This window comes from Amycolatopsis oliviviridis (assembly GCF_014654365.1).
GTDB lineage: Bacteria > Actinomycetota > Actinomycetes > Mycobacteriales > Pseudonocardiaceae > Amycolatopsis > Amycolatopsis oliviviridis.
The window spans coordinates 184,978-207,694 of sequence record NZ_BNAY01000008.1 but is presented as its reverse complement, the minus strand read 5'-3'; the positions used below and the strand labels follow the sequence as shown (position 1 = coordinate 207,694).

Annotated in this window: 18 protein-coding genes; 9 read left to right on the top strand and 9 right to left on the bottom strand. The window is 68.9% G+C overall.

From position 1 onward, the window contains the following. Nucleotides 1-99 precede the first annotated feature (99 nt). Entirely contained in the window at nt 100-1,035 is a 936-nt protein-coding gene (locus IE302_RS30995; protein WP_191257980.1) for an acyl-ACP desaturase, read from the top strand. Nucleotides 1,036-1,149: 114 nt separating this feature from the next. Here IE302_RS30995 and IE302_RS30990 read toward each other — a convergent pair whose 3' ends face one another. Next, nucleotides 1,150-2,808 (bottom strand): DEAD/DEAH box helicase, encoded by a 1,659-nt coding sequence (locus IE302_RS30990; protein ID WP_191257979.1) that lies wholly within the window; start codon nt 2,806-2,808, stop codon nt 1,150-1,152. Nucleotides 2,809-3,106: 298 nt separating this feature from the next. Here IE302_RS30990 and IE302_RS30985 point away from each other — a divergent pair, with 298 nt between their 5' ends. Both IE302_RS30985 and IE302_RS30980 read left to right on the top strand, forming a co-directional pair. Beyond that, on the top strand, nt 3,107-4,444 hold the full coding sequence (locus IE302_RS30985) for a serine hydrolase domain-containing protein (RefSeq protein ID WP_191257978.1): 1,338 nt from the start codon (nt 3,107-3,109) through the stop codon (nt 4,442-4,444). Nucleotides 4,445-4,469: 25 nt separating this feature from the next. Further along, entirely contained in the window at nt 4,470-6,200 is a 1,731-nt protein-coding gene (locus IE302_RS30980; protein ID WP_191257977.1) for an acyl-CoA dehydrogenase family protein, read from the top strand. Between the two features lie 80 nt (nt 6,201-6,280). Here IE302_RS30980 and IE302_RS30975 read toward each other — a convergent pair whose 3' ends face one another. Continuing rightward, the gene (locus IE302_RS30975; protein WP_191257976.1) at nt 6,281-8,665 is read right to left on the bottom strand and encodes a Tex family protein; all 2,385 of its coding nucleotides are present in this window, start codon (nt 8,663-8,665) and stop codon (nt 6,281-6,283) included. A gap of 161 nt (nt 8,666-8,826) precedes the next feature. Between IE302_RS30975 and IE302_RS30970 the strand changes: the two genes are divergently transcribed. Next, nucleotides 8,827-10,323: a chitinase gene (locus tag IE302_RS30970; RefSeq protein ID WP_191257975.1), complete on the top strand. Its 1,497-nt coding sequence runs from the start codon at nt 8,827-8,829 to the stop codon at nt 10,321-10,323. Between the two features lie 144 nt (nt 10,324-10,467). Here IE302_RS30970 and IE302_RS30965 read toward each other — a convergent pair whose 3' ends face one another. The 3 genes from IE302_RS30965 to IE302_RS30955 form a co-directional block, all read right to left on the bottom strand. Then, a complete protein-coding gene (locus IE302_RS30965; protein WP_191257974.1) occupies nt 10,468-12,135 on the bottom strand; it encodes a GMC family oxidoreductase N-terminal domain-containing protein in 1,668 nt (555 codons plus the stop codon). Then, nucleotides 12,132-13,589 (bottom strand): flavin-containing monooxygenase, encoded by a 1,458-nt coding sequence (locus IE302_RS30960; protein WP_191257973.1) that lies wholly within the window; start codon nt 13,587-13,589, stop codon nt 12,132-12,134. The genes IE302_RS30965 and IE302_RS30960 overlap by 4 nt, the downstream gene beginning before the upstream one ends. A gap of 148 nt (nt 13,590-13,737) precedes the next feature. Next, nucleotides 13,738-14,841, bottom strand: a complete 1,104-nt coding sequence (locus tag IE302_RS30955) for a winged helix DNA-binding domain-containing protein (RefSeq protein ID WP_191257972.1) — start codon at nt 14,839-14,841, stop codon at nt 13,738-13,740. A gap of 80 nt (nt 14,842-14,921) precedes the next feature. Between IE302_RS30955 and IE302_RS30950 the strand changes: the two genes are divergently transcribed. Then, nucleotides 14,922-15,950, top strand: a complete 1,029-nt coding sequence (locus IE302_RS30950) for an AraC family transcriptional regulator (protein WP_191257971.1) — start codon at nt 14,922-14,924, stop codon at nt 15,948-15,950. Here the strand turns inward: IE302_RS30950 and IE302_RS30945 are convergent. Beyond that, nucleotides 15,877-16,554 carry a TetR/AcrR family transcriptional regulator gene (locus IE302_RS30945; RefSeq protein WP_191257970.1) on the bottom strand — a complete coding sequence of 226 codons (678 nt, stop codon included), beginning with the start codon at nt 16,552-16,554 and terminating at the stop codon, nt 15,877-15,879. The two genes, IE302_RS30950 and IE302_RS30945, sit on opposite strands and share 74 nt — an antisense overlap. A 125-nt stretch (nt 16,555-16,679) precedes the next feature. On the opposite strand from IE302_RS30945, the gene IE302_RS30940 reads away from it, so the two are divergent. After that, nucleotides 16,680-16,958, top strand: a complete 279-nt coding sequence (locus IE302_RS30940; RefSeq protein WP_191257969.1) for a hypothetical protein — start codon at nt 16,680-16,682, stop codon at nt 16,956-16,958. Here IE302_RS30940 and IE302_RS30935 read toward each other — a convergent pair whose 3' ends face one another. The 3 genes from IE302_RS30935 to IE302_RS30925 are packed head-to-tail and all read right to left on the bottom strand — an operon-like array spanning nt 16,959 to nt 19,260. Beyond that, entirely contained in the window at nt 16,959-17,552 is a 594-nt protein-coding gene (locus IE302_RS30935) for a TetR/AcrR family transcriptional regulator (RefSeq protein ID WP_191257968.1), read from the bottom strand. Continuing rightward, nucleotides 17,549-18,841 (bottom strand): phenylacetate--CoA ligase PaaK, encoded by a 1,293-nt coding sequence (gene paaK, locus IE302_RS30930; protein WP_191257967.1) that lies wholly within the window; start codon nt 18,839-18,841, stop codon nt 17,549-17,551. The genes IE302_RS30935 and paaK overlap by 4 nt, the downstream gene beginning before the upstream one ends. After that, a complete protein-coding gene (locus IE302_RS30925) occupies nt 18,838-19,260 on the bottom strand; it encodes a hotdog fold thioesterase (protein WP_191258208.1) in 423 nt (140 codons plus the stop codon). Before IE302_RS30925 ends, paaK begins: the two co-directional genes overlap by 4 nt. A gap of 204 nt (nt 19,261-19,464) precedes the next feature. Between IE302_RS30925 and paaZ the strand changes: the two genes are divergently transcribed. The 3 genes from paaZ to paaB are packed head-to-tail and all read left to right on the top strand — an operon-like array spanning nt 19,465 to nt 22,717. Beyond that, nucleotides 19,465-21,495, top strand: a complete 2,031-nt coding sequence (paaZ, locus tag IE302_RS30920; RefSeq protein ID WP_191257966.1) for a phenylacetic acid degradation bifunctional protein PaaZ — start codon at nt 19,465-19,467, stop codon at nt 21,493-21,495. Continuing rightward, complete coding sequence (gene paaA, locus IE302_RS30915) at nt 21,492-22,436, top strand: 1,2-phenylacetyl-CoA epoxidase subunit PaaA (RefSeq protein WP_191257965.1); 945 nt, start codon at nt 21,492-21,494, stop codon at nt 22,434-22,436. Before paaZ ends, paaA begins: the two co-directional genes overlap by 4 nt. Continuing rightward, nucleotides 22,433-22,717: a 1,2-phenylacetyl-CoA epoxidase subunit PaaB gene (paaB, locus tag IE302_RS30910; protein ID WP_005168080.1), complete on the top strand. Its 285-nt coding sequence runs from the start codon at nt 22,433-22,435 to the stop codon at nt 22,715-22,717. Before paaA ends, paaB begins: the two co-directional genes overlap by 4 nt.

Genomic DNA, 22,717 nt, shown 5'->3' with positions numbered 1-22,717 from the left:
GGCCCCGGTGAGTTCATCTTCCGGAGGTGGCCTACCTACGACACCGTAAGTTACGGTGTCGTAGGTAGCGTTTTCCGTACCCTGGAAGGAACGAAACGCATGACGACGGTCCCCGAAAGCACCCGGCTGATGCTCGAGCTCGAGGGGACGGTCGAGGAGAACCTCAACCGGCATCTCGGGGTCGCGAAGGAATGGATGCCGCACGAGTACGTCCCCTGGGACGAGGGCCGGAACTTCGCCGACCTCGGCGGGGAGGCGTGGGATCCCGAGCAGTCGCGGGTTTCGCCGATCGCGCGTACCTCGCTGGAGGTCAACCTCCTCACCGAGGACAACCTGCCGAGCTACCACCGCGAGATCGAGCGCGCCTTCGGCCGCGACGGCGCGTGGGGCACCTGGGTGCACCGCTGGACCGCCGAGGAAGGCCGTCACGGCATCTGCATCCGCGACTACCTGCTGGTGACGCGCGCGGTGGACCCGGTCGAGCTGGAACGGGCGCGGATGCAGACCATGGAGGCCGGGTACGACAGCGGCGACAAGGCGCTGCTGAACGTCTTCGCGTACGTGTCGTTCCAGGAGCTGGCGACGCGGATCTCGCACCGCAACACCGGGAAGTACACGCAGGATCCGTTGTGCGAGAAGCTGCTCGCGCGGGTCGCGATGGACGAGAACCTGCACATGCTCTTCTACCGGAACCTGGTGCAGGCGTCGCTGGAGCTTTCCCCCGACGCGATGATGCGGGCCATCACCGACGAGGTCGTCCAGTTCCAGATGCCGGGCGCGGTGATCCCGAGTTTCGTGCGGAAGGCCGCGCTGATCGCGAAGGCGGGCATCTACGACCTGCGGATCCACCACGACGAGGTGATCTGGCCGTTGCTGCGGCAGTGGAAGGTCTTCGAACTGGAAGGGCTCGGCGAGGTGGGGGAGAAGGCGCGCGACGAACTCGACCGGTTCCTGAAGGCGCTCGACACCCAGGCGTCGCGTTTCGAGGAGCGGCGCGCGGCCGCCGAAGCCCGCTCCGCCGCCCGACGCGCGTGATCAGACACGGAACTCGCGTGCTTGAAGCCGGAACTTCGTGATCCGCCTCCAAGCACGCGAGTTCCGGCTCCAGACACGCGTGATCCGCCGGGGATCACGCGTGTCCGGAGAGAACTAGCGCGAGCGGCGCGAGCCGGCGCGCGTTCCCGAGGAGAACGCGGCGGCACCGCCCCGGCGGGCCGGAGCCCCACCGGACTGGTTCCGCGAGGACTGCGACTTGGCGGCACCGGAACCCCGGCGCGGCTGAGACTCGGCGGCGCTGTGGCGGCCCTGACGACCCTGGCCGCCGCCCTTGGCCGCGCCTTCCCGACGCCCGGCGGACTCGCCGGCACGACGGCCCTGCCCGCCGGAAGCGCGGCGGTCTCCCTCGGAGCGGGGCTGACGCGAACGGCCGTCCGAGGAGCCACCGCGACGGGAGCCGCCACCGGAAGCGCCCCGGCCACCGGCCGAGGGACCGCGTCCGCGACCACCACGGCCGCCACGACCGCCGCGGCCCTGACCGGCGGGACGGTCTTCGTCCTCGCCCTTGGCCGGGATGGCCTCACCGGAGGCGGTGACCCGCTTCGGACGCGTGTCCACGATCGGCCGCCGCGGCGACGCGGTGAACGAACGCTCGCCGGGCGCCAGCTCCGACAGCAGCGGGTGGCCGGGGCCGAGCTGCGTCGTGGTCGGCTTGATGCCCGCCTTGCGGGTGAGGTCGCGGACGTCGCCGACCTGCGCGTCGGTCATCAGCGTGACGACGGTGCCGGACGCCCCGGCCCGCGCGGTCCGGCCGGAGCGGTGCAGGTACGCCTTGTGCTCGACCGGCGGGTCGGCGTGGATGACCAGCGTGACGTCGTCGACGTGGATACCGCGGGCGGCGATGTCGGTCGCGACCAGCGTCTTCGCCGCGCCGGAGGCGAACGCCTCCAGGTTGCGGGTGCGCGCGGTCTGGCCGAGGTTGCCGTGCAGTTCGACCGCCGGCACGCCGGAGGCCATGAGCTTGCGGGTCAGCTGCTTGGCGCGGTGCTTCGTCCGGGTGAACACCAGCGTGCGGCCCGGCGCGGCGGTGAGGTCGATCAGCACCGGCAGCCGGTGGGTCTCCTCCAGGTGCAGCACGTGGTGCGTCATGGTCGAGACCGGTGACTGCGCCGAGTCGACGCTGTGCGTCACCGGGTCGTGCATGAAGCGCTTGACCAGCACGTCGACGCCCGCGTCGAGGGTCGCGGAGAACAGCAGCCGCTGCCCGCGCTCCGGCGTCTCGGCCATGATGCGCCGGACGTCGGGCAGGAAGCCGAGGTCGGCCATGTGGTCGGCCTCGTCCAGCACGGTGATCTCGACGTGGTCGAGCTTCGCCTCGCCGGAGCGCATGTGGTCGGCGAGCCTGCCGGGGCAGGCGACGACGATGTCGACGCCGTCACGCAGCCGGGTGATCTGCGGGTTGGGGCTGACGCCACCGAAGATGGTGGTGACCTTGAGGCCGAGCGGCTTGGCCAGCGGCAGGAACGACGCCTCGATCTGGGTGGCCAGTTCGCGGGTCGGCGCCAGGACCAGCGCGCGCGGGCGGCCCGGACGGCGCCGGGTCGGGCCGTCGGCGAGCCGGGCGAGGACCGGCAGCACGAAGCCGTAGGTCTTGCCGGAGCCGGTGCGGCCGCGGCCGAGGACGTCCCGACCGGCCAGCGAATGCGGCAGCGTGGCGGCCTGGATGGGGAACGGGCTGGTGACGCCCTGCTCGGCGAGCGCGTCGACGAGGGTTCCGGGCAGGCCGAGTTCGGTGAAAGTAGGTGTGCTCATAAGCGTATGGGCGCGGGTGCGCCCTGGTCTCTCCGTAAGAGTAGAAAGGGTTGTCCTGCCCGGCGCAGACCTCGGGGGCCGCGGCGCGTGGTCTTCGACAACGAAACGCGGCCCGAGGCAGAACTGAGCGGACCGCGTCACCAGTGTACCCGGCCCGTGATCTCGCGGGCTACGTGATTTCCCCCGCACGCGGATCGCGCCCGCCGACGAAGTGGACGGCCGATGTTCGTCGGTTTCCACGACCCACCTGCCGTGCCACGGTGAAACCCTGGCCGGACCAGGACGAAAGGGGTCGCGAGTGTCGAACGTCGAGGAACTGCAAGGCCTGCTGGACCAGGGGGCGCGGGAGGCGGAAGTCCCCGGTGCGGTCGTGGGTGTCCGGCACGACGGGCGGGAGTCGGTGTTCGCCACCGGAGTGTCCAGTGTGGACACCGGGTTGCCGGTCGATCCCGGGACGCTGTTCATGATCGGCTCCACCAGCAAGACCTTCGCCGGGGCGGCGCTGCTCGCCCTGGTCGAGGACGGCTCGCTGGAACTGGACAAGCCCGTGGCCGAGTATCTGCCGGAACTCCGGCTGTCCGATCCGGTCGCGCGGAAGACGGTCACCACGCGGCACCTCCTCACGCACTCGGCGGGCTTCCTCGGCGACGTCGATCTCGACAGCGGCTGGGGTGACGACGCGCTCTCCCTCTCGGTCGGCCGGTTCGCCGAACTGCCGCAGATCTTCCCGGTCGGGGAGGTGTTCTCCTACTGCAACTCCGGTTTCCAGCTGGCCGGCCGCGTCGCGGAGGTGGTGTCGGGGAAGACGTTCGAGGACCTGGTCCGCACGCGGCTGCTGGAGCCGCTCGGCATGACCGAGTCGTATTACCTGCCGTGGGAAGTGCTCACCCGGCGGCACGCGGTCGGGCACATCGTCACCGACGGCGAGGCGGCGGTCGCGCACACCGTGGGCCTGACCCGTTCGAGCAGCGCGAGCGGCGGCCTGTGGTCCACGGCGGGGGATCAGCTCAAATGGGCACGGTTCTTCCTGACCGGCGAGTCCGAGGGCGAGGCGCCGCTGTCCGCCGCGACCAGGGACCTCATGCGGACGCCGCAGCGCAAGGCGGCGCTGCGCTTCGAGGAGGTCGGGCTGAGCTGGCTGCACACGACGCACGGCGCCGCCCGGCTGGTCCGGCATGGCGGCAACGTGAGCAACCTGCAGCTGTCGGAGTTCGTCACGCTGCCGGAGCACGACTTCGCCGTCACGGTGCTGACCAACAGCGCGGGCGGCGCGGCGCTGGGCAGGCAGGTCGTCGACTGGTGCCTGGAGAACCTCGTCGGGTTGCCGCAGGTCGAAAGCGTGCCGCCGCTGCCGTCGCCTGCCTTGGCCGAGTACACCGGCCGCTACGAGACCGGAGAGCTCGCGTACGAGTTCACCGACCGCGACGGCGCGCTCTGGGCCCAGATGGTCGTCGACGTCGAGGGCTTCCCGTCGCCGCCGCCGTTCGAGGCCGTTTTCGTGTCCGACGACGCGATCGCCCCGGCCGCCGACACCCGCCGGCCCGCCGCCCGCTTCCTGCGGGACGACCACGGGGAGGTGACGCTGGTCGAGTTCGGTGGCCGGACGGCGAAGCGGCGCGCTACGGTTACCGGGTAGTAACTTCGGCTGATCAGGAGTGACCATGAGCGAAAAGGCGACCGCGTTGTTGCTGAACCCGGGTGGCTACGACCCACGGCAGTTCGACCCGGAGACGCGTCGCCTGCTGCGTGCCACCATCGAGTGGTTCGAACAGCGTGGCAAGCGCAAGCTGGTCGAGGACTACCACGACCGGACCTTCTACGCGGACTTCATCGAGTTCGCGGGCAAGGAAGGCCTGTTCGCCACGTTCCTCACTCCCGGTGCGAACGCCGAGGGGAACCCCGACAAGCGCTGGGACACCGCGCGCGTCGCGGCCCTGTCGGAAATCCTCGGCTTCTATGGACTCAACTACTGGTACCCGTGGCAGGTCACCATCCTCGGCCTGGGCCCGGTGTGGCAGAGCGCGAACGAGGCCGCCCGCAAACGCGCGGCGGACTCGCTCGCGGACGGCGGCGTCGCCGCGTTCGGACTGTCCGAAAAGGAGCATGGCGCCGACATCTACTCGTCGGACCTCGTGCTCACCCCGGACGGTGAAGGCGGCTACCGCGCGAACGGGTCGAAGTACTACATCGGCAACGGGAACTGCGCGCGGACCGTGTCGGTGTTCGGCCGTATCGACGGTGTCGAGGGCCCGGATCAGTACGTGTTCTTCTACGCGGACGCGGAGCACCCGAACTACCGCGTGGTGAAGAACGTCGTCCCGTCGCAGATGTACGTCGCCGAGTTCGCGCTCGACGACTACCCGGTGTCCGAAGAGGACATCCTGCACGTCGGCGCGGAGGCGTTCTCCGCGGCGCTGAACACGGTCAACATCGGCAAGTTCAACCTGTGCTTCGGCGGCATCGGGATGTCGACGCACTCGCTGTACGAAGCGATCACGCACGCGCACAACCGGGTGCTCTACGGCAAGAAGGTCACCGATTTCCCGCATGTGCGCCGGGAATTCGTCGAGGCGTACGCGCGGCTCGTCGCGATGAAGCTGTTCTCCGACCGGGCCGTGGACTACTTCCGCAGCGCGAACGCGGACGACCGCCGCTACCTGCTCTTCAACCCGATCACCAAGATGAAGGTGACCACCGAGGCGCAGAAGGTCATCGGCCTGGTCGCGGATGTGGTGGCGGCCAAGGGTTTCGAGGCCGACACCTATCTCGCGATGTCGAAGAACGACATCGACGGCCTGCCGAAGCTGGAAGGCACGGTGGCGGTGAACCTCGCGCTGATCGCGAAGTTCGTGCCCGCGTACCTCTTCGCGCCGCAGGACTACGAGCCCGTGCCGACGCGGACCGACGCCGCCGACGACGAGTTCCTGTTCCGCCAGGGCCCCGCGCGCGGGCTGTCCAAGGTGCGCTTCCACGACTGGCGCCAGGCCTACGCCAAGGCGTCCGCGATCCCGAACGTCGCGCGGTTCACCGAACAGGCCGAGGCGCTGGTGAAGCTGTTCACCGACGCGGCCCCGGACGAGGCGCAGCAGCAGGACCTCGACTTCGGCCTCGCGCTGACCGAGCTGTTCACGCTGGTCGTCTACGGGCAGCTGGTGCTGGAACAGGCGGAGATCACCGGTATCGAGACCGAGGTCGTCGACCAGATCTTCGGTGTCCTCGTGCAGGACTTCAGCGTCGCCGCGATCGACCTGCACGGGAAGTCTTCCTCGACCGAGGCGCAGCAGGCGCTCGCGCTGGCGTCGATCCGGAAGCCGGTCGTGGACGCGGCCCGCTTCGACCACGTGTGGTCCCTCGTCCGCGATCTCTCCGGCGCCTACGCGATGAACCCGTAAGACTCCAGAACCCTGAATCGCGTGAAGGCCCCCTTCCCTCGGCTGAGCCGAGGGAAGGGGGCCTTCACGCGCAAAGAGACCTACTTGCCGAAGCCGGCCTTCCGAAGCGCGTCCGCCATGGCGCCGCCGCCACCGGAGTTGCCGCCCCGGTCCCGGCCGCCCCGATTACCGCCGCCCTGGCGCTGACCGCCACCGCCCTGGCGCTGGCCACCTTGACGCTGTCCGCCGCCCTGGCCGCGGTCACGGCCGCCCTGCTCACGGGCGGGCTTGCCCGGCTCGTCGTCCAGGCGCAGCGTCAGCGAGATCCGCTTGCGCGGCACGTCGACTTCCAGCACCTTCACCTTGACGATGTCGCCCGGCTTCACGACCTCACGCGGGTCCTTGACGAAGTTCTTCGACAGCGCCGAGACGTGCGCGAGCCCGTCCTGGTGCACGCCGACGTCGATGAACGCGCCGAACGCGGCCACGTTCGTCACGACCCCTTCCAGGCGCATCCCCGGCTTGAGGTCGCCGATCTTGTCGACACCCTCGGCGAAGGTCGCGGTCTTGAACGCCGGACGCGGGTCGCGGCCCGGCTTGTCGAGCTCGGCGAGGATGTCGGTCACCGTCGGCAGGCCGAAGGTGTCGTCGACGAACTCGGACGGCTTCAGCGCCTGCAGCGTCCGCGTGTTGCCGATCAGCGCACGGATGTCCGTGCCGGTCGAGGACAGGATCCGCCGCACCACCGGGTAGGCCTCCGGGTGCACCGAGGACGAGTCGAGCGGGTCGTCGCCGTCCGGGATCCGGAGGAAGCCCGCGCACTGCTCGAAGGCCTTGGGGCCGAGCCGTGCGACCTCCTTGAGCCCGGTCCGCGTCTTGAACGGGCCGTTCTCGTCGCGGTGCGCCACGATGTTCTCCGCCAGCGTCGTCGTGATGCCCGAGACGCGGGTCAGCAGCGGCGCCGACGCGGTGTTGACGTCCACGCCGACCGCGTTCACACAGTCTTCGACCACCGCGTCGAGCGAACGCGACAGCGAGATCTCCGACAGGTCGTGCTGGTACTGCCCGACACCGATCGACTTCGGGTCGATCTTCACCAGCTCCGCCAGCGGGTCCTGCAGCCGTCGCGCGATGGAGACCGCGCCGCGCAGCGAGACGTCCATGCCGGGCAGCTCCTGCGACGCGAACGCCGACGCCGAGTACACCGACGCGCCCGCCTCGGAGACGACGGCCTTGGTCAGCTTCAGTTCCGGGTGCTTCTTGATCAGCTCGCCCGCGAGCTTGTCGGTCTCGCGCGACGCGGTGCCGTTGCCGATCGAGATCAGGTCCACCTTGTGCCGGGCGCACAGCGCGGCGAGTTCGGCGATGGACTGGTCCCACTTGTTGGCGGGCTGGTGCGGGTAGATCACGTGGGTGGCGACGACCTTGCCGGTCGCGTCGACGACGGCGACCTTGACGCCGGTGCGGAAGCCCGGGTCGAGACCCATCGTGGCGCGGGTGCCCGCCGGGGCGGCGAGCAGCAGGTCGCGCAGGTTCGCGGCGAACACGCGGACGGCGTCGTCCTCGGCCGACTGACGCAGCCGCATCCGCAGGTCGATGCCCAGGTGCAGCAGGATCTTCGTGCGCCACGCCCAGCGGACGGTGTCGCCGAGCCACTTGTCGCCGGGACGGCCCTCGTTCGCGATGCCGAACTTGTGCGCGATGCGGTTCTCGTACTCGGTCGGCCCGGTCTTGGGCTCCTCGGAGGGTTCCTCGGACTCCATCGACAGGTCGAGGATCTCTTCCTTCTCGCCGCGCAGCATCGCGAGGATCCGGTGCGAGGGGAGCTTGGTGTAGGGCTCGGAGAACTCGAAGTAGTCGGAGAACTTCGCGCCTTCTTCGGCCTTCCCGTCGCGGACCTTGGAGGCCAGCCTGCCTTCGGTCCACATCTTCTCGCGCAGCTCGCCGATCAGGTCGGCGTCCTCGGCGAAGCGCTCCACGAGGATCGCGCGGGCGCCGTCCAGCGCGGCCTGCGCGTCCGCGACACCCTTGTCGGCGTTGACGAACACCGCGGCGGCGGCCTGCGGATCGGTGTTCGGGTCGCTCAGCAGCCCGTCGGCGAGCGGCTCCAGACCGGCCTCGCGGGCGATCATCGCCTTCGTCCGCCGCTTGGGCTTGTACGGCAGGTAGATGTCTTCGAGGCGGGACTTGGTGTCCGCCGCCATGATCGACGCTTCGAGTGCCTCGTCCAGCTTGCCCTGGCTGCGGATCGACTCCAGCACCGCGACCTTGCGCTCGCCGAGTTCCCGCAGGTAGCGGAGGCGTTCTTCGAGCGTGCGCAGCTGGGCGTCGTCCAGCATCCCGGTGACCTCCTTGCGGTACCGGGCGATGAACGGCACGGTCGATCCGCCGTCCAGCAGGTCGACGGCCGCCTTGACCTGCCCCTCGCGCACACCGAGTTCTTCGGCGATCTTCTGCTCGACTGTCTGCAGGTCCTGCACGCTCACTCCCACGCTCCTGAATCCGCCCTCGGGTGCTCTCGGACCCTGCATTCTGCCGCTCGTGCCGAGGCGACTTTCGTATGGCCTCCCCTAACCGAACCCTTGACAGTTGGATTGGTCTGTACCATTTTGATGTGGCCGACATCACCCGTTCGTGGAGGCCAGTAGTGAAAGTCAAGCCGAAACACGCGTTCCTCGCCCTGCTGTCGTCACTGGCCGTGTGCCTGGGGGTGACTTTCGCGGTCTCGGGCAGCGCCTCGGCCGCCAACATCCTGACCAACCCGGGCTTCGAACTCGGGACCACGAGCGGCTGGACCTGCTCCGGTACGTCCGCGGTGGTCAGCACGCCGGTCCACTCGGGCACCCGCGCGCTCAGCGCCACCCCCGCCGGCCAGGACAACGCCCGCTGCTCGCAGAGCGTGCCCGTCAAGGCCAACACCGCGTACACGCTGTCGGCCTGGGTGCAGGGCAGTTACACCTACCTCGGTGTCACCGGCACCGGAACGGGTGACAAGAACACCTGGACCCCGGGCACCGGCAGCTGGTCCCAGCTGTCGCTGAGCTTCACCACCGGCGCGTCCACCACCAGCGTCGAGATCTACCTGCACGGGTGGTACGGCCAGCCCGCGTACTTCGCGGACGACGTCAACCTCGACGGCCCCGGCGGCTCGCCCACCACGACACCGACCACGACCACGTCGTCGCCCACCACCAGCACCTCGCCGACCACGTCGAACCCGCCGACCACCACGACGAGCACCCCGCCGACCGGGAACCTGCCGAAGCACGTGATCACCGGCTACTGGCAGAACTTCTACAACGGCGCGAAGGCGCTCAAGCTCGCCGACGTCCCGACGAAGTACAACATCATCGCGGTGTCCTTCGCCGACGCGACGACCACGCCGGGCGCGGTCACCTTCACCCTCGACTCGGGTCTGTCGAGCCAGCTCGGCGGTTACACCGACGCGCAGTTCAAGGCCGACGTCAAGACGGCGCAGGCGCGCGGGCAGAAGGTCATCCTGTCCGTCGGCGGTGAGAAGGGCACGATCCGCGTCGACTCCTCGGCCGCGGCGACGAACTTCGCCAACAGCATGAAGTCGCTCATCGCGACCTACGGCTTCGACGGTGTCGACATCGACCTGGAGAACGGCGTCAACGCGACCTACATGGCGCAGGCGCTGCGGGCGATCCACGCGGGCGGCGGCACGGTCATCACGATGGCGCCGCAGACGATCGACATGCAGAGCACCGGCGCGGAGTACTTCAAGCTGGCGCTGAGCGTCAAGGACATCCTGACGATCGTCAACATGCAGTACTACAACAGCGGTTCGATGCTCGGCTGCGACCAGAAGGTCTACTCGCAGGGTACTGTCGACTTCCTCACCGGGCTGGCCTGCATCCAGCTTCAGGGCGGTCTGCGGCCCGACCAGGTCGGTCTCGGCCTGCCCGCCTCGGGTTCGGCTGCGGGCGGTGGCTACCAGGCGCCCGGCAACACGGTCAACGCGCTGAACTGCCTCGCGAAGGGCACGAACTGCGGTTCGTTCAAGCCCTCGACGACGTACCCGACGATCCGGGGCGCGATGACCTGGTCGATCAACTGGGACGCCTCGCAGGGCTACGCGTGGTCGAACACGGTGAGCGCGGGTCTGGCCGGCCTCCCGTGATGAACCACTAGACCGGGGCGAGGCATCGTCGTCGCGCGGGCGATGGTGCCTCGCCCTTTCCACTTCCTTCCCCACGCAATTCGTCCTCTGAATGCGGTAGTTGGCAGGGTGAACTACCGCATCCAGAGGACGAATTGCGTGGGGTCAGAGCGGGGTGAGGGGGAGGCGCAGGGCGGCCGGGGCCTCCGGGGGCACGACGGGCTTGAGCGGGGCGACGGGGGACAGCCGCCGGTAGGGAGTGCCGAGCGGCGGCCGCGGGTCCGTCTCACCCTTGTTGGGCCACAACGACATCGCGCGTTCCGCCTGCGCGGTGATGGTCAGCGACGGGTTCACCCCGAGATTCGCCGAGATCGCCGACCCGTCCGCGATGTGCAGGCCGGCGTAGCCGTGCACCCGCTGGTACGGGTCGACGACGCCGGTCTCGGGGCTGTCGCCGATCGCGCAGCCGCCGATGAAATGGCCGGTGATCGGGATGTTCGCCAGATCCGTCCACGCGCCCTGCGCGAGCCCGCCTATCTTGCCCGCCACCCGCCGGGTAACCTCGTGCCCGGCCGGGATCCACTCGGGGTTCGGGTCGCCAATGCCCTGTTTCGTGGTCATCCGGCGGCCGAAGAGCCCGCGTTTCGTGTACGTGGTCACGGAGTTGTTCAGCGTCTGCATCACCAGCAGCCCGACCATCCGCTCCGACCAGCGTCGCGGGTTGTGCAGCCGTACCAGCCGCCGCCGGTTCCGCCACAGTTCGCGCGCGCCCAGCACCCATCGGCGTTTGCCCGGCTCGGCGTCGACGAGCACCGTCGTCAGCAGGCCCATGAAGTTGCTGCCCTTGCCGTAGCGCACCGGTTCGACGTGCGTGACCGCGTCGGGATGGATCGACGACGTGATCGCGACGCCGCGCGTGAAGTCCGTGTCCTTCCTCAGCGATCGCGCGGCGAGCACGGCCTCGGAGTTCGTCCTGGCGAGCAGGCCCAGGCGCGGCGACAGCCCCGGCAGCGTGCCGGAGTCCTTCAACGAGTGCAGAAGTCGTTGCGTGCCCAGGGAAGCGGCGGCGAACACGACCTGCTCGGCGGTGAAGGTCCGCTTGCCCTTGCTTGCCCACCGTCCGGTTCGGACGGTGTCGACCGCGTACCCGCCGTCGATCGGCCGGACCGACACCGCGGTGGTCAGCGGATGGACCTCCGCGCCCGCCTTCTCCGCCAGGTACAGGTAGTTCTTGACGGTCGTGTTCTTCGCGCCGACGCGGCAGCCCGTCATGCATTCGCCGCAGTGCGTGCACGGCTTCCTCCGCGGGCCTTCACCGCCGAAGAACGGGTCGACGTCTCGCTTGCCGAAGTAGACGCCGACCGGCGTCGGCCGATAGGTGTCCGCGATCCCCATGTCTTCGGCGACCTCGCGCAACACGCGGTCGGCCGGGGTGACCAGCGGGTTCTCCGTGACGCCCAGCATCCGCTTCGCCTGGTCGTAATGCGGGGCGAGTTCGGCCTTCCAGTCGGTGATGTGCGCCCACTGCGGGTCTTCGTAGAAGGTGTCCGGGGGTTTGTAGAGCGTGTTCGCGTAGACGAGCGAACCGCCGCCGACGCCCGCGCCGCTCAGCACGAAGGTGTTCTTCAGCAGGGTCAGCCGCTGGATGCCGTAACAGCCCAGTTTCGGGGCCCACAGGTACTTCCTCAGCCGCCACGACGTCTTCGCGAACTCGTCGTCGGCGAACCGGCGGCCGGTCTCCAGGACGCCGACGCGGTACCCCTTCTCGGTGAGCCGCAACGCGGTCACGCTGCCGCCGAAGCCGGAGCCGATCACCAGCACGTCGTAGTTCATCGCGGTGCCGCCGTCCGGTAGTCGCCGAGGTCGAGCGTCTTCGTCCGGCGGTGGTATTCGGACAGCAGCCCCGGCCAGTTCGTGCTCACCCGGCCGTTCTCTTGGCGGTACCAGCTCGCACAGGTCGTCCACACGGTCTTGCCCAGCCGCCGCTGGATCTCCTCGTCGTAAGTCCGCTCGACCTCCGGGACGACGTCCATATAGGACACTCCCGGCCGGGACAGGTGCTCGACGGCCTGCCGAATGTAGCGGGCCTGCCGTTCGATCATGTAGATGACCGACCCCGCGCCGATGTTCGTGTTGGGCCCATAGACGCAGAACAGGTTCGGGAAACCCGGCACGGTCATACCGAGATACGCCCGCGCGCCGTCCTTCCACACGTCGGACAGAGCCTTGCCGGCGAGACCTTTCACCTCGACCTCGCCGAGGAAGTCGGTCGCCGCGAAACCGGTTCCGTAGACGATGACGTCCGCCTCGTGCTCGACGCCGTCCTCCGTGAGCACGCCGGACGGCGTGATCGCGCTGATGCGCCGCGTCTCCACGGCGACGTTGTGCTGCGCCAGCGCGGGCAAGTACTCGTTGGTGAAGAGGACACGCTTGCAGCCGAGAGAGTAGTCGGGGGTGAGTTTCCGGCGCAGCGCCGGATCTTTGAGGTGCTTGCGGCGAAGCTGGGCCGCCCTCAGTTCGAGGAGCCTGAGCAGCGCGGGGCTCTTGGTCATCGCGTAGGTCGCGTATTCGGTGAGGGCGAAGACCCGGAGCCTGCCGAGGAGCTGTGTGGCCGGGAAACGCCGGAACAGCCGCTGCTGCCAGCGTCGGTAGCCGGTGTCCCGTTTGGCCATGATGTACGGAGCGGTGCGCTGGAACACCGTCAGTTCGCCGGCCTGGCGCTGGAGTTCGGGCACGAACTGGATCGCGCTCGCGCCCGTGCCGATCACCGCGATCTTCTTGCCGCGCAGATCGACGTCGTGGTCCCAGCGCGCGGAGTGGAAACTGACGCCCTTGAAGGTCTCCTGGCCGGGGATGTCCGGCTGGACGGGCCTCGAGAGCTGGCCGACCGCGGGAACGAAGACCTTGGCCTCGTAGGTCTCGCCGCCCGCGGTCTCCACCCGCCACAGCCCGCGCTCTTCGTCGAAGGCCGCGCCGGTGACCCGGGAGCCGAAGCGGATGTGCGGTTCCAGCCCGTAGCGGCGCACCACGCGGTTGAGATAGGCGTGGATGTCGGCTTGCAGCGAGAACCGCTTCGGCCAGTCGGGATTGGGCTCGTAGGAGAACGAGTACAGCGGCGACGGGATGTCACAGCCCGCGCCGGGATAGGTGTTCTCGCGCCAGACGCCGCCCGGCTCTTCGGCGCTCTCCAGGATGGTGAAGTCGTCGAACCCGGCGCGCTTGAGCTCGATCGCCGTCCCGACGCCGCCGAAGCCCGTCCCTACGATCAGCACACTCGTCTCGCCCATGCCGACCGAAGGTACGCACCGCCCACCCCGCCCGGAAGTGCACAAACGGACACTTAATCGAGATTTTCGGCCACGGTCCTCCCGCGTTTCGTCCTCTGAATGCGGTCGTTCGCGTTGCCAACTACCGCATTCAGAGGACGAAACGCATTCAGAGGACGAATTGCACCGAGTGGGACTCCGCCTTCGGATGTGCCCAGGTCAGGAGGCGGTGAGCCGAGCTTTCCAAGGTGTCCAGATCCCGCTTCGGGACGCGTTCGAACGGCGTGATCACCACCGACGCGGCCTTCTTCGCCGTCTTGATCTCCCAGAAGCCCTTCACCGACCCGTCGACCAGGATGGTGCCCTTGACCAGGCCGTTCTGCGTGATGACGACCTTGCGGTGCTCGTCGCTGATCACCCGCGTGCGGTCGGCGTAGGAGAGGACGGTCTGGTCGAACGGGCCCAGCAGCCGGGCAGGTGCGGGCGTGTCCGGATCCGGGCGCGAGGCTTCGGGCAGGTCGAAGAGCTCGCGGCCGTTCTCGTCGCGGAACGTCCGCAGTTCCGGCCGCAGCCGCTCGGCGACGTCGCCGAGCTTCGTGATCCCGGCCCACGCCTGCGTGTCCTGCACACTGGCCGGCCCGAACGCGGCCAGATAGCGCCGGAACATCGCTTCTCGCGACGGCGCCGCGTCCGGTTCGGCGCCGAGCCAGTCTTCGGTGGTCTGATACGTCGGCTGCCCGGACTTGCCCCAGACGCCGCGCGGCGGGACCTGCACCAGCGGCAGCAGCGCCCGCGCGACGTGCACCAGCGACGACGGCGCCACGCCCTCCCAGTGCTTCGCCAGTTCCGCGCCGAGCCCGGCGGCCGAAAGCGGCCGTTCGCCGAGCAGTTTGCGGGCGGTGCGGGCGATCTCCTGGTGGTCGAGGTCCTTGATGTCGGGGCCGAACTGGGTGTTGCCGGTCACCGAGCGGTCGTAGAGGGGCTGCACGATCGGCCGCCACGCCAGCGCGTCCGAGGGCGTCACCAGGTGCACCGTGCCACGCATGAGCGCGATCCGCACGACACTCTTGTCCAGCAGCAGATTCGCCAGGTCTTCCTGGTGAAAACCGTGCAACCGCGTCCACAGCGCGAAGTACGGCGGGTTCGGCGCCTGGGCCTGCAATCCGGCGAGATGTTCGACCGCTTCCAGTGCGGTCATCTTCGAACGCCGGAGCAGCAGTTGCCGGTCCAGCATGGCGCGGTTCAGCGCGCGCCTGCTCAACGTGTCGGACATGCCGTTCACCCTAAACGGGATCAAGGACAGTTACGGTCCTCAATGCGCCGATCGTTGCCGGGGGATCCATAATCCCGGCCATGGAACTACCGCCGCCGGTGATCCGCGACTGGGACTACCCGCGCGGAACGGCGAGCATCGTGCTCATGGCCCGCTTCGCCGCCGAGAACGGCATCGCGGGACTGGAGTCCTACGAGCACGCTCCGATCGACGGCCAGGTCGACGCGCGTCAGGAGCTCGCGGTGGTCCGAAGCCTGGTTCGCGGGCTCGGCGGCGCGGACGACGTCGCACTACGGTTGAGCAGGCGGTACCGCGTCAGCGCCTTCGGCATCTTCGGCTTCGCGTGCATCAGCAGTCCGACGCTGGGGGACGCGATGCGCTTCGCGCTGCGGTACCTGGACCTGAGTTTCACGTTCTGCATCCCGCACGTGACCGTCGAGGCCGGGCGGCTCGCGCTGACCATGGACGACAGCCGCGTGCCGGGCGATGTCACCCGCTTTCTGGTGTTGCGCGACCTCGGTGCCATCCATACCGTCATGCGCGACATCCTGCCGGACATCTCCTTGCGCTCGCTGGCCTTCCGGCACGAGAAACCCTCCACTGTGGACGAATACGTGCGGACCTTCGGGATCGCGCCGTCGTTCTCCGCGTCCTCGCATCTCGCCACCCTGGACCCGCTCTTCCTCGACAAGCCGCTGCCGCAGGCCAACGATCAGACGGTCGCGGTCTGCGCCGCGCAATGCGATCTGCTGGTGTCGCGGAAACGCGAACGCTCCGGGATCGCCCAGCAGGTCCGGGAACGGCTGGTGCGGCTCGGCGGGGTCGACGCCGGGATGGAGGAGGTCGCGCGGCGGCTCGCGCTCAGCCCTCGCACGCTGCGACGGCGGCTGTTCGAGGCCGGGACCGGCTATCGCGCGCTGCTGGACGAGGTCCGCCAGGCCCTCGCCGAGGAGATGCTGGACACCGGCGCGCTCAGCGTGGAGGACGTCGCGCTGCGGCTGGGCTACGCCGAGGCGTCGAGTTTCATCTACGCCTTCAAGCGCTGGAAGGGGATGACGCCGGCGGCCTACGCCCGTCGGAACGCGTTGCGAGGACGGCCGGGTAGGTGACCCGCAGCAGGTGCAGGATCGAATCGGTGAGGAAGACGCGCAGTTCGTCCCGGCCGAGTGTGCCGCGGACCAGCCACTCGCGTGACGCGGCCCGCAGCATCCCGCCGTACGAACGGATCATCGCGCGGAGCTCCTCGCGGCCCTCCGTGACGTCGCTCATGAGCGCGGCCGCGAGGACCCGGTCCGCGGCGATCTCGTCGCCCTCCAGCATGATCCGCTCGATGTCCGGATCCCGGCCGACGGCCTCCGGGCCGATCGCCGTCAGCCACGCCTGCTCGTTGCGTTCGACGACCTCGATCCAGTGCCGGACGCTGATGGCGAGCCGCTCTTCGGCGGTGGTGTCGGGAAGGTTCTCGATCACGGGCGCCGGGACGATCATCATCTGCCGGACGACTTCCAGGTACAGCTCGCGCTTGCCGCCGAAGTAATGGTTGATCAGCGGCCTCGCCACCCCGGCCGCCTTCGCGATGTCCGAGGTCGAAACCGAGGCGTACGTGCCCTCGCCGAACAGCCGCCGGGCCGCCGCCAGGATCTCGGCGCGGCGGGCGGCCGGTTCGAGGCGGCGCCGACCTGAGAGAACGGGCGTCTCCGGATCGGTGCTCATGGGCCGAGCGTAACTGTTTCACGTGGCCGCCTGCCGTTATTCATTCGGAACGACCCGCCGGTAACTCCGAGAGCCTTCGAACCGACGTTCGTGGCGGGGGTACCGGGTGTCATGGGTAGGGACGAATGACCAGTGCTGAACGAGATCCGGTTCGCCGCGTCGGGCGGTGGGTCAGTGTCCGATTGCAGCATCGTGACGTCCGGATCCAGGGTGACACCGGGGACGAATGCGTCTCCTACGCGGGGATCGTGATCACCAGTTTCGAGAACGGGGTCGAGGTCGGTGAACGCTGGATCCCGCTCGGGGGCGATCCGTCGGAGGCCGACGACGAGCAGCTCATCCAGCAGCTGCGCGACGCGCTGATCTGGCAGGCACGGTGCCCGCCGAAGGCCGCGGGGGAGTGACTACTGCGTCCGCAGGCCGTCGAAGGCGATCTTGCACACCGCGTCCGCCAGTTCGGTCCCCGCCGAGCCCCGGCGCGGCCGGTACCACTCGATCAGCGAGTTCACCATGCCGTACAGCAGCCGCGCGGTGACCGCGGGATCGATGTCGGGCCGCACGTCGCCCTCGGTTTCGGCCCGTTTCACCAGGTCCGTCACCAGCCGGTCGAACTCGCGCCGCCGCGCCAGCGCCGCCCGCTCGACCTTCGTGTTGCCCCGCACCCGCAGCAGCAGCGTCACGAACGGCAGCTGGTCGACCAGCACGAGGACACTGCCTCGCACCAGATGTTCCAGCTTCTCGATCGCCCTGCCCTCGAAGGATTCCGTCTCGGCGGCGACGGCGAACAGGCCGTTCAGCGCGCGGTCGACGGCGAGCCGCAGCAGCTCCTCCTTGCTCGGCACGTGGTGGTAGATCGCGGATTTCGTGATGCCGAGCTTGCGGGAGAGGTCCTCCATGCTGGTGCCGTCATAGCCGCGTTCATTGAACAGCCGGACGGCGACCTGAAGCAGCGACTCGAGGTCGTACCCGGGGCGGCCCCGGCGGGCGGGGGTGCTCAACCGCGGTCCCGCTCGTCCAGTACGCGGCGCATCTTGCCCAGCGACCGCTCCAGGGTGTCCGGGTCGACGACCTCGACGCCGACGCTCACCCCGACCCCGTCCTTGACCCCGGCGATCAGCCGGGCGGCGGCCTCGGCGCGCTGGTCGGCAGTCGCGTCCGGACGTGCCTCGACGCGGACGGTCAGGTGGTCCATCCGGCCCTTCGTGGACCGGATCAGCTGGAAATGCGGCGCGAGCGCGGGGGTCACCAGCACGACTTCCTCGATCTGCGTGGGGAAGACGTTGACGCCACGCAGGATGATCATGTCATCGCTGCGCCCGGTCACCTTCTCCATCCGCCGGTAAGCCGGTCGCGCGGTGCCCGGCAGCAGCCGGGTGAGGTCGCGGGTGCGGTACCGGATGATCGGCAGCGCCTGTTTGGTGAGCGAGGTGAACAGCAGTTCACCCTCGGCGTCGGTGGGTTTCTCGGTGAACGGGTCGATGACCTCGGGGAAGAAGTGGTCCTCCCAGATGTGCAGCCCGTCCTTGGTCTCGACGCATTCCTGCGCGACGCCGGGGCCCATCACCTCGGACAGGCCGTAGATGTCGACGGCGTCGATGCCGACGCGCTCCTCGATCTCCGTGCGCATCTGCTCGGTCCACGGTTCCGCGCCGAAGATGCCGACCTTGAGCGAACTGGACTGCGGGTCGATGCCCTGCCGCTCGAACTCGTCGAGCAGTGTCAGCATGTACGACGGGGTGACCATGATGATCTCGGGTTTGAAGTCGGTGATGATCTGCACCTGGCGTGCGGTCATGCCGCCCGACGCCGGGATCACCGTGCAGCCCAGCTTCTCCGCACCGTAGTGCGCGCCGAGACCGCCGGTGAACAGCCCGTACCCGTAGGCGACGTGGACCTTGTCGCCCGGCCGCCCGCCCGCCGCGCGGATCGACCGCGCCATCACCGTCGCCCAGGTGTCGATGTCCTCGGCGGTGTACCCGACGACGGTCGGCTTCCCGGTGGTGCCGCTGGACGCGTGGATCCGGCTGACCTGGGACTCCGGCACGGCGAACATGCCGAACGGGTAGTTGTCGCGCAGGTCCTGTTTGGTGGTGAAGGGGAACTTCGCCAGGTCTTCCAGCGCCTTGCAGTCGTCCGGGTGGACCCCGGCCTCGTCGAACTTCCGCGTGTAGAACGGAACGTTGTCGTAGGCGTGCCGCAGCGTCCACCGGAGGCGTTTCAGTTGCAGCGCCTGGAGTTCGTCGATGGTCAGGTTCTCGGCTTCGTCGCTGAAGGCGCTCATGATCATGCTTTCTGGATGGTGCGGCTGCGGCCGCGGAATTCGGCGACGACCTCCGGCCCGTCGGGGGTCTCCCGGTGCACGGTGACGTCGTAGATGCCGTTGCGGCCGTAGCGCGTCCGCTCGGTGGCGGTGGCGACGAGGTGGTCGCCGAGTTTTCCCGCGGCGACGAAGGAGATCTCCGCGCCGGACGCGACGGTCACCGGGCCGTGCCGTTCCGAGGTACTTTCTCCCGCCGAGGGCGCATGGACAGAGTTGCAGGCGCAGGCAAAAGTCGTATCGGCCAGCAGGAAGACGTAGCCGCCGTGCGCGATGTCGTGCCCGTTGACCATCGTCTCGGTGATCCGCATGGTGGCGACGGCGTGCCCTTCGGCGGCCTCGACTAGCTCGATGCCCAGCGCGTTGGAGGCCAGGTCGTCGGCGAACATCGTGTGCGCGGCGTTAGTCAAACCGAAACCACCTAGTTACTGACCGAACGGACGGTTGTTAAAGGGTGTCGCCAGTAAAGGCGTGTTTTCGGGCAGATGTCAAGGGTCCACCGCCGTCGGGGGGTTTGCAAGACCCGGGTCAGGAGCTACAGTCAATTACTGAACGGACGGTCTGTAAATCCCACCATGGTGAAGGGTCGACTCATGGCATTGCTGCGCAGCTACGTCTCCGGCGGGTGGCACACGGCGGAGACCGACGGCGTACCGCTGCACGACGCTTCCACGGGCGAGGAGGTCGCCCGGGTCTCCTCCGACGGCGTCGACTTCGCCGCCGCGCTGGAGTACGGCCGCCGCACCGGCGGTCCCGCGCTGCGTGAGCTGACCTTCCACCAGCGGGCCGCGCTGCTGAAGGCTCTCGCCTCTCACCTGCGCGAACACCGCGAGGAGCTGTACGCGCTCTCGGCCAGGACAGGCGCCACCAAGGGCGACTCGATGGTCGACATCGACGGCGGCATCGGCGTGCTGTTCGCCTACTCCAGCAAGGGCAAGCGCGAACTGCCGAACGACACCGTCTACGTCGACGGCCACGTCGAGCCGCTGAGCAAGGGCGGCACCTTCGTCGCCCAGCACATCGCCGTCCCGCTGCGCGGCGTCGCCGTCCAGATCAACGCCTTCAACTTCCCGGTCTGGGGCCCGCTGGAGAAGTTCGCGCCCGCGTTCCTCGCCGGGGTGCCGAGCCTGATCAAGCCGGCCAGTCAGACCGCGTACCTCACCGCGCGGCTGGTCGAGATCATCATCGAATCCGGCATCCTGCCCGAGGGCACGCTGCAGTTCGTCGCGGGCAGCGTCGGTGACCTGCTCGACCACGTCACCGCGCAGGACCTCGTCTCGTTCACCGGTTCCGCGTCCACCGCGCAGAAGCTGCGCGCGCACCCCGCCATCGTGCGCAACTCGGTCCGGTTCAACGCCGAGGCCGACTCGCTGAACCTGTCGATCCTCGGCCCGGACGCGAAGCCCGGCACCACCGAGTTCGACCTCTACGTCAAGCAGCTCACCACCGAGATGACGGTCAAGGCCGGCCAGAAGTGCACCGCCATCCGCCGCGCCTTCGTGCCCGCGGATCTGCTGGACGCCGTCGCCGAGGCCGCGAGCGCGCGGCTGGCGAAGACCACCGTCGGCAATCCTGCCGCCGAGGGCGTCCGGATGGGCGCGCTGGCCAGCCTGGAGCAGCGTGAGGAGGTCCGGCGGTCGCTCAAGGCGCTGCTGGACGTCGGCACGGTCGTCTTCGGCGACCCGGAACAGGTCGACGTCGTCGGCGCGGACGCCGAACGCGGCGCGTTCCTCTCGCCGGTGCTGCTGAAGGCGGATCCCGAGCGCTCCGAGCCGCACGAGATCGAGGCGTTCGGCCCGGTCTCGACGCTGCTGCCCTACACCTCGACCGAGCAGGTCGTCGAACTCGCCGCCCGCGGCGGCGGCAGCCTGGTCGGCTCGATCGTTTCCGCGGACCAGGAGTTCGTGCGTGAGGTCGTGCTCGGTGTCGCGCCGTACCACGGCCGCCTGCTGGTGCTGGACGCCGACGACGCGAAGGAGTCGACGGGCCACGGTTCGCCGATGCCGCAGCTGGTGCACGGTGGCCCGGGTCGCGCCGGCGGCGGCGAGGAGATGGGCGGCGTCCGCGGTGTGCTGCACCACATGCAGCGCACGGCCGTCCAGGGCAGCCCGAAAGTGCTCAGCACGGTCACCGGCCGTTGGGTCACCGGCGCGCCGAGGACCGAGGGCGACGTCCACCCGTTCCGGAAGTCGTTGGCGGAGCTGAAGATCGGCGACTCCGTCGTCGCCGGGCCGCGTGAGGTCCTGCAGTCCGACGTCGACCATTTCGCCGAGTTCACCGGCGACACCTTCTACGCCCACACCGACCCCGAAGCCGCGGCGGCGAACCCGCTGTTCGGCGGGATCGTGGCGCACGGCTACCTCGTGGTCTCCTTCGCCGCCGGGCTGTTCGTCTCCCCGGAACCCGGTCCGGTGCTGGCCAACTACGGCCTGGAGAACCTCCGGTTCCTCACCCCGGTCAAGGTCGGCGACACCCTCACGGTGACCTTGACCGCCAAGCAGATCACCCCGCGCATCGACCAGGAGTACGGCGAAGTCCGCTGGGACGCCGACGTCACCAACGCCGACGGCGACTCGGTCGCCAAGTACGACGTCCTGACCCTCGTCGCCAAGGAGCAGTCATGACGGCCACCCTTCCTGAGGAAGACCTCGAAAAGCACTTCGAGGCGACCATCGAGCGCGACCAGCGCATCGAGCCCCGCGACTGGGTGCCCGAGGGCTACCGCAAGACGATGATCCGCCAGATCGCGCAGCACGCGCATTCGGAGATCATCGGCATGCAGCCCGAGGGCAACTGGATCACCCGCGCGCCTTCCTTGCGGCGCAAGGCGATCCTGCTCGCCAAGGTGCAGGACGAGGCCGGGCACGGGCTGTACCTGTACTCGGCGGCGGCCACCCTCGGTGCCGACCGCGCGGATCTGACCGACAAGCTGATCAACGGCAAGCAGAAGTACTCGTCGATCTTCAACTACCCGACGCTGACCTTCGCCGACGTCGGCGTGGTCGGCTGGCTGGTCGACGGCGCCGCGATCTGCAACCAGGTCCCGTTGTGCCGCAGCTCGTACGGGCCGTATGCCCGCGCGATGATCCGCATCTGCAAGGAAGAGTCCTTCCATCAGCGGCAGGGTTTCGAACTGCTGATGACCATGATGCGCGGCACCCCGCAGCAGCGCGAAATGGTGCAGGAGGCGGTGAACCGCTGGTGGTGGCCGTCGCTGATGATGTTCGGCCCGCCGGACGCGGATTCGCCGAACACCGCGCAGTCGATGGCGTGGAAGGTCAAACGTCACACGAACGACGAGCTGCGGCAACGCTTTGTCGACATGTCCATCCCGCAGGCGGAGGCGCTGGGCGTCACCTTCCCGGACCCGGACCTGAAGTGGAACGCCGAACGCGGGCACTACGACTTCGGCGCCGTCGACTGGGACGAGTTCAAGAACGTGTTGAAGGGCAACGGCCCCTGCAACGCCCAGCGCGTCGCGCACCGGCGGCGGGCACAGGAAGACGGCGCGTGGGTGCGGGAAGCCGCGGCCGCCCACGCCGCGAAGAAGGGTGCCTCGGCATGAAACACGACTGGCCGTTGTACGAGGTGTTCGTCCGGGGCAAGCGCGGGCTGAACCACGTGCACGTGGGTTCGCTGCACGCGGCGGACGACGACATGGCGCTGCACCACGCGCGGGATCTGTACACCCGCCGCAACGAAGGCGTGTCGATCTGGGTCGTGCGGGCTTCGGACATCACGGCGTCCTCGCCGGACGAGAAGGACCCGTTCTTCGCGCCCAGCGGCGACAAGGTGTACCGGCACCCGACGTTCTACGACATCCCCGACAACGTTCCCCACATCTGA

What these genes read in the sequence shown, in the direction of transcription:
- IE302_RS30960 (WP_191257973.1), bottom strand. Translation starts at nt 13,589, where the DNA reads ATGGGCGAGACGAGTGTGCTGATCGTAGGGACGGGCTTCGGCGGCGTC.
- IE302_RS30995 (WP_191257980.1), top strand. Translation starts at nt 100, where the DNA reads ATGACGACGGTCCCCGAAAGCACCCGGCTGATGCTCGAGCTCGAGGGG.
- paaA (WP_191257965.1), top strand. Translation starts at nt 21,492, where the DNA reads ATGACGGCCACCCTTCCTGAGGAAGACCTCGAAAAGCACTTCGAGGCG.
- IE302_RS30990 (WP_191257979.1), bottom strand. Translation starts at nt 2,808, where the DNA reads ATGAGCACACCTACTTTCACCGAACTCGGCCTGCCCGGAACCCTCGTC.
- IE302_RS30980 (WP_191257977.1), top strand. Translation starts at nt 4,470, where the DNA reads ATGAGCGAAAAGGCGACCGCGTTGTTGCTGAACCCGGGTGGCTACGAC.
- IE302_RS30925 (WP_191258208.1), bottom strand. Translation starts at nt 19,260, where the DNA reads ATGTTCGCCGACGACCTGGCCTCCAACGCGCTGGGCATCGAGCTAGTC.
- IE302_RS30940 (WP_191257969.1), top strand. Translation starts at nt 16,680, where the DNA reads ATGACCAGTGCTGAACGAGATCCGGTTCGCCGCGTCGGGCGGTGGGTC.
- paaB (WP_005168080.1), top strand. Translation starts at nt 22,433, where the DNA reads ATGAAACACGACTGGCCGTTGTACGAGGTGTTCGTCCGGGGCAAGCGC.
- IE302_RS30965 (WP_191257974.1), bottom strand. Translation starts at nt 12,135, where the DNA reads ATGAACTACGACGTGCTGGTGATCGGCTCCGGCTTCGGCGGCAGCGTG.
- paaK (WP_191257967.1), bottom strand. Translation starts at nt 18,841, where the DNA reads ATGATCATGAGCGCCTTCAGCGACGAAGCCGAGAACCTGACCATCGAC.
- paaZ (WP_191257966.1), top strand. Translation starts at nt 19,465, where the DNA reads ATGGCATTGCTGCGCAGCTACGTCTCCGGCGGGTGGCACACGGCGGAG.
- IE302_RS30955 (WP_191257972.1), bottom strand. Translation starts at nt 14,841, where the DNA reads ATGTCCGACACGTTGAGCAGGCGCGCGCTGAACCGCGCCATGCTGGAC.
- IE302_RS30945 (WP_191257970.1), bottom strand. Translation starts at nt 16,554, where the DNA reads ATGAGCACCGATCCGGAGACGCCCGTTCTCTCAGGTCGGCGCCGCCTC.
- IE302_RS30950 (WP_191257971.1), top strand. Translation starts at nt 14,922, where the DNA reads ATGGAACTACCGCCGCCGGTGATCCGCGACTGGGACTACCCGCGCGGA.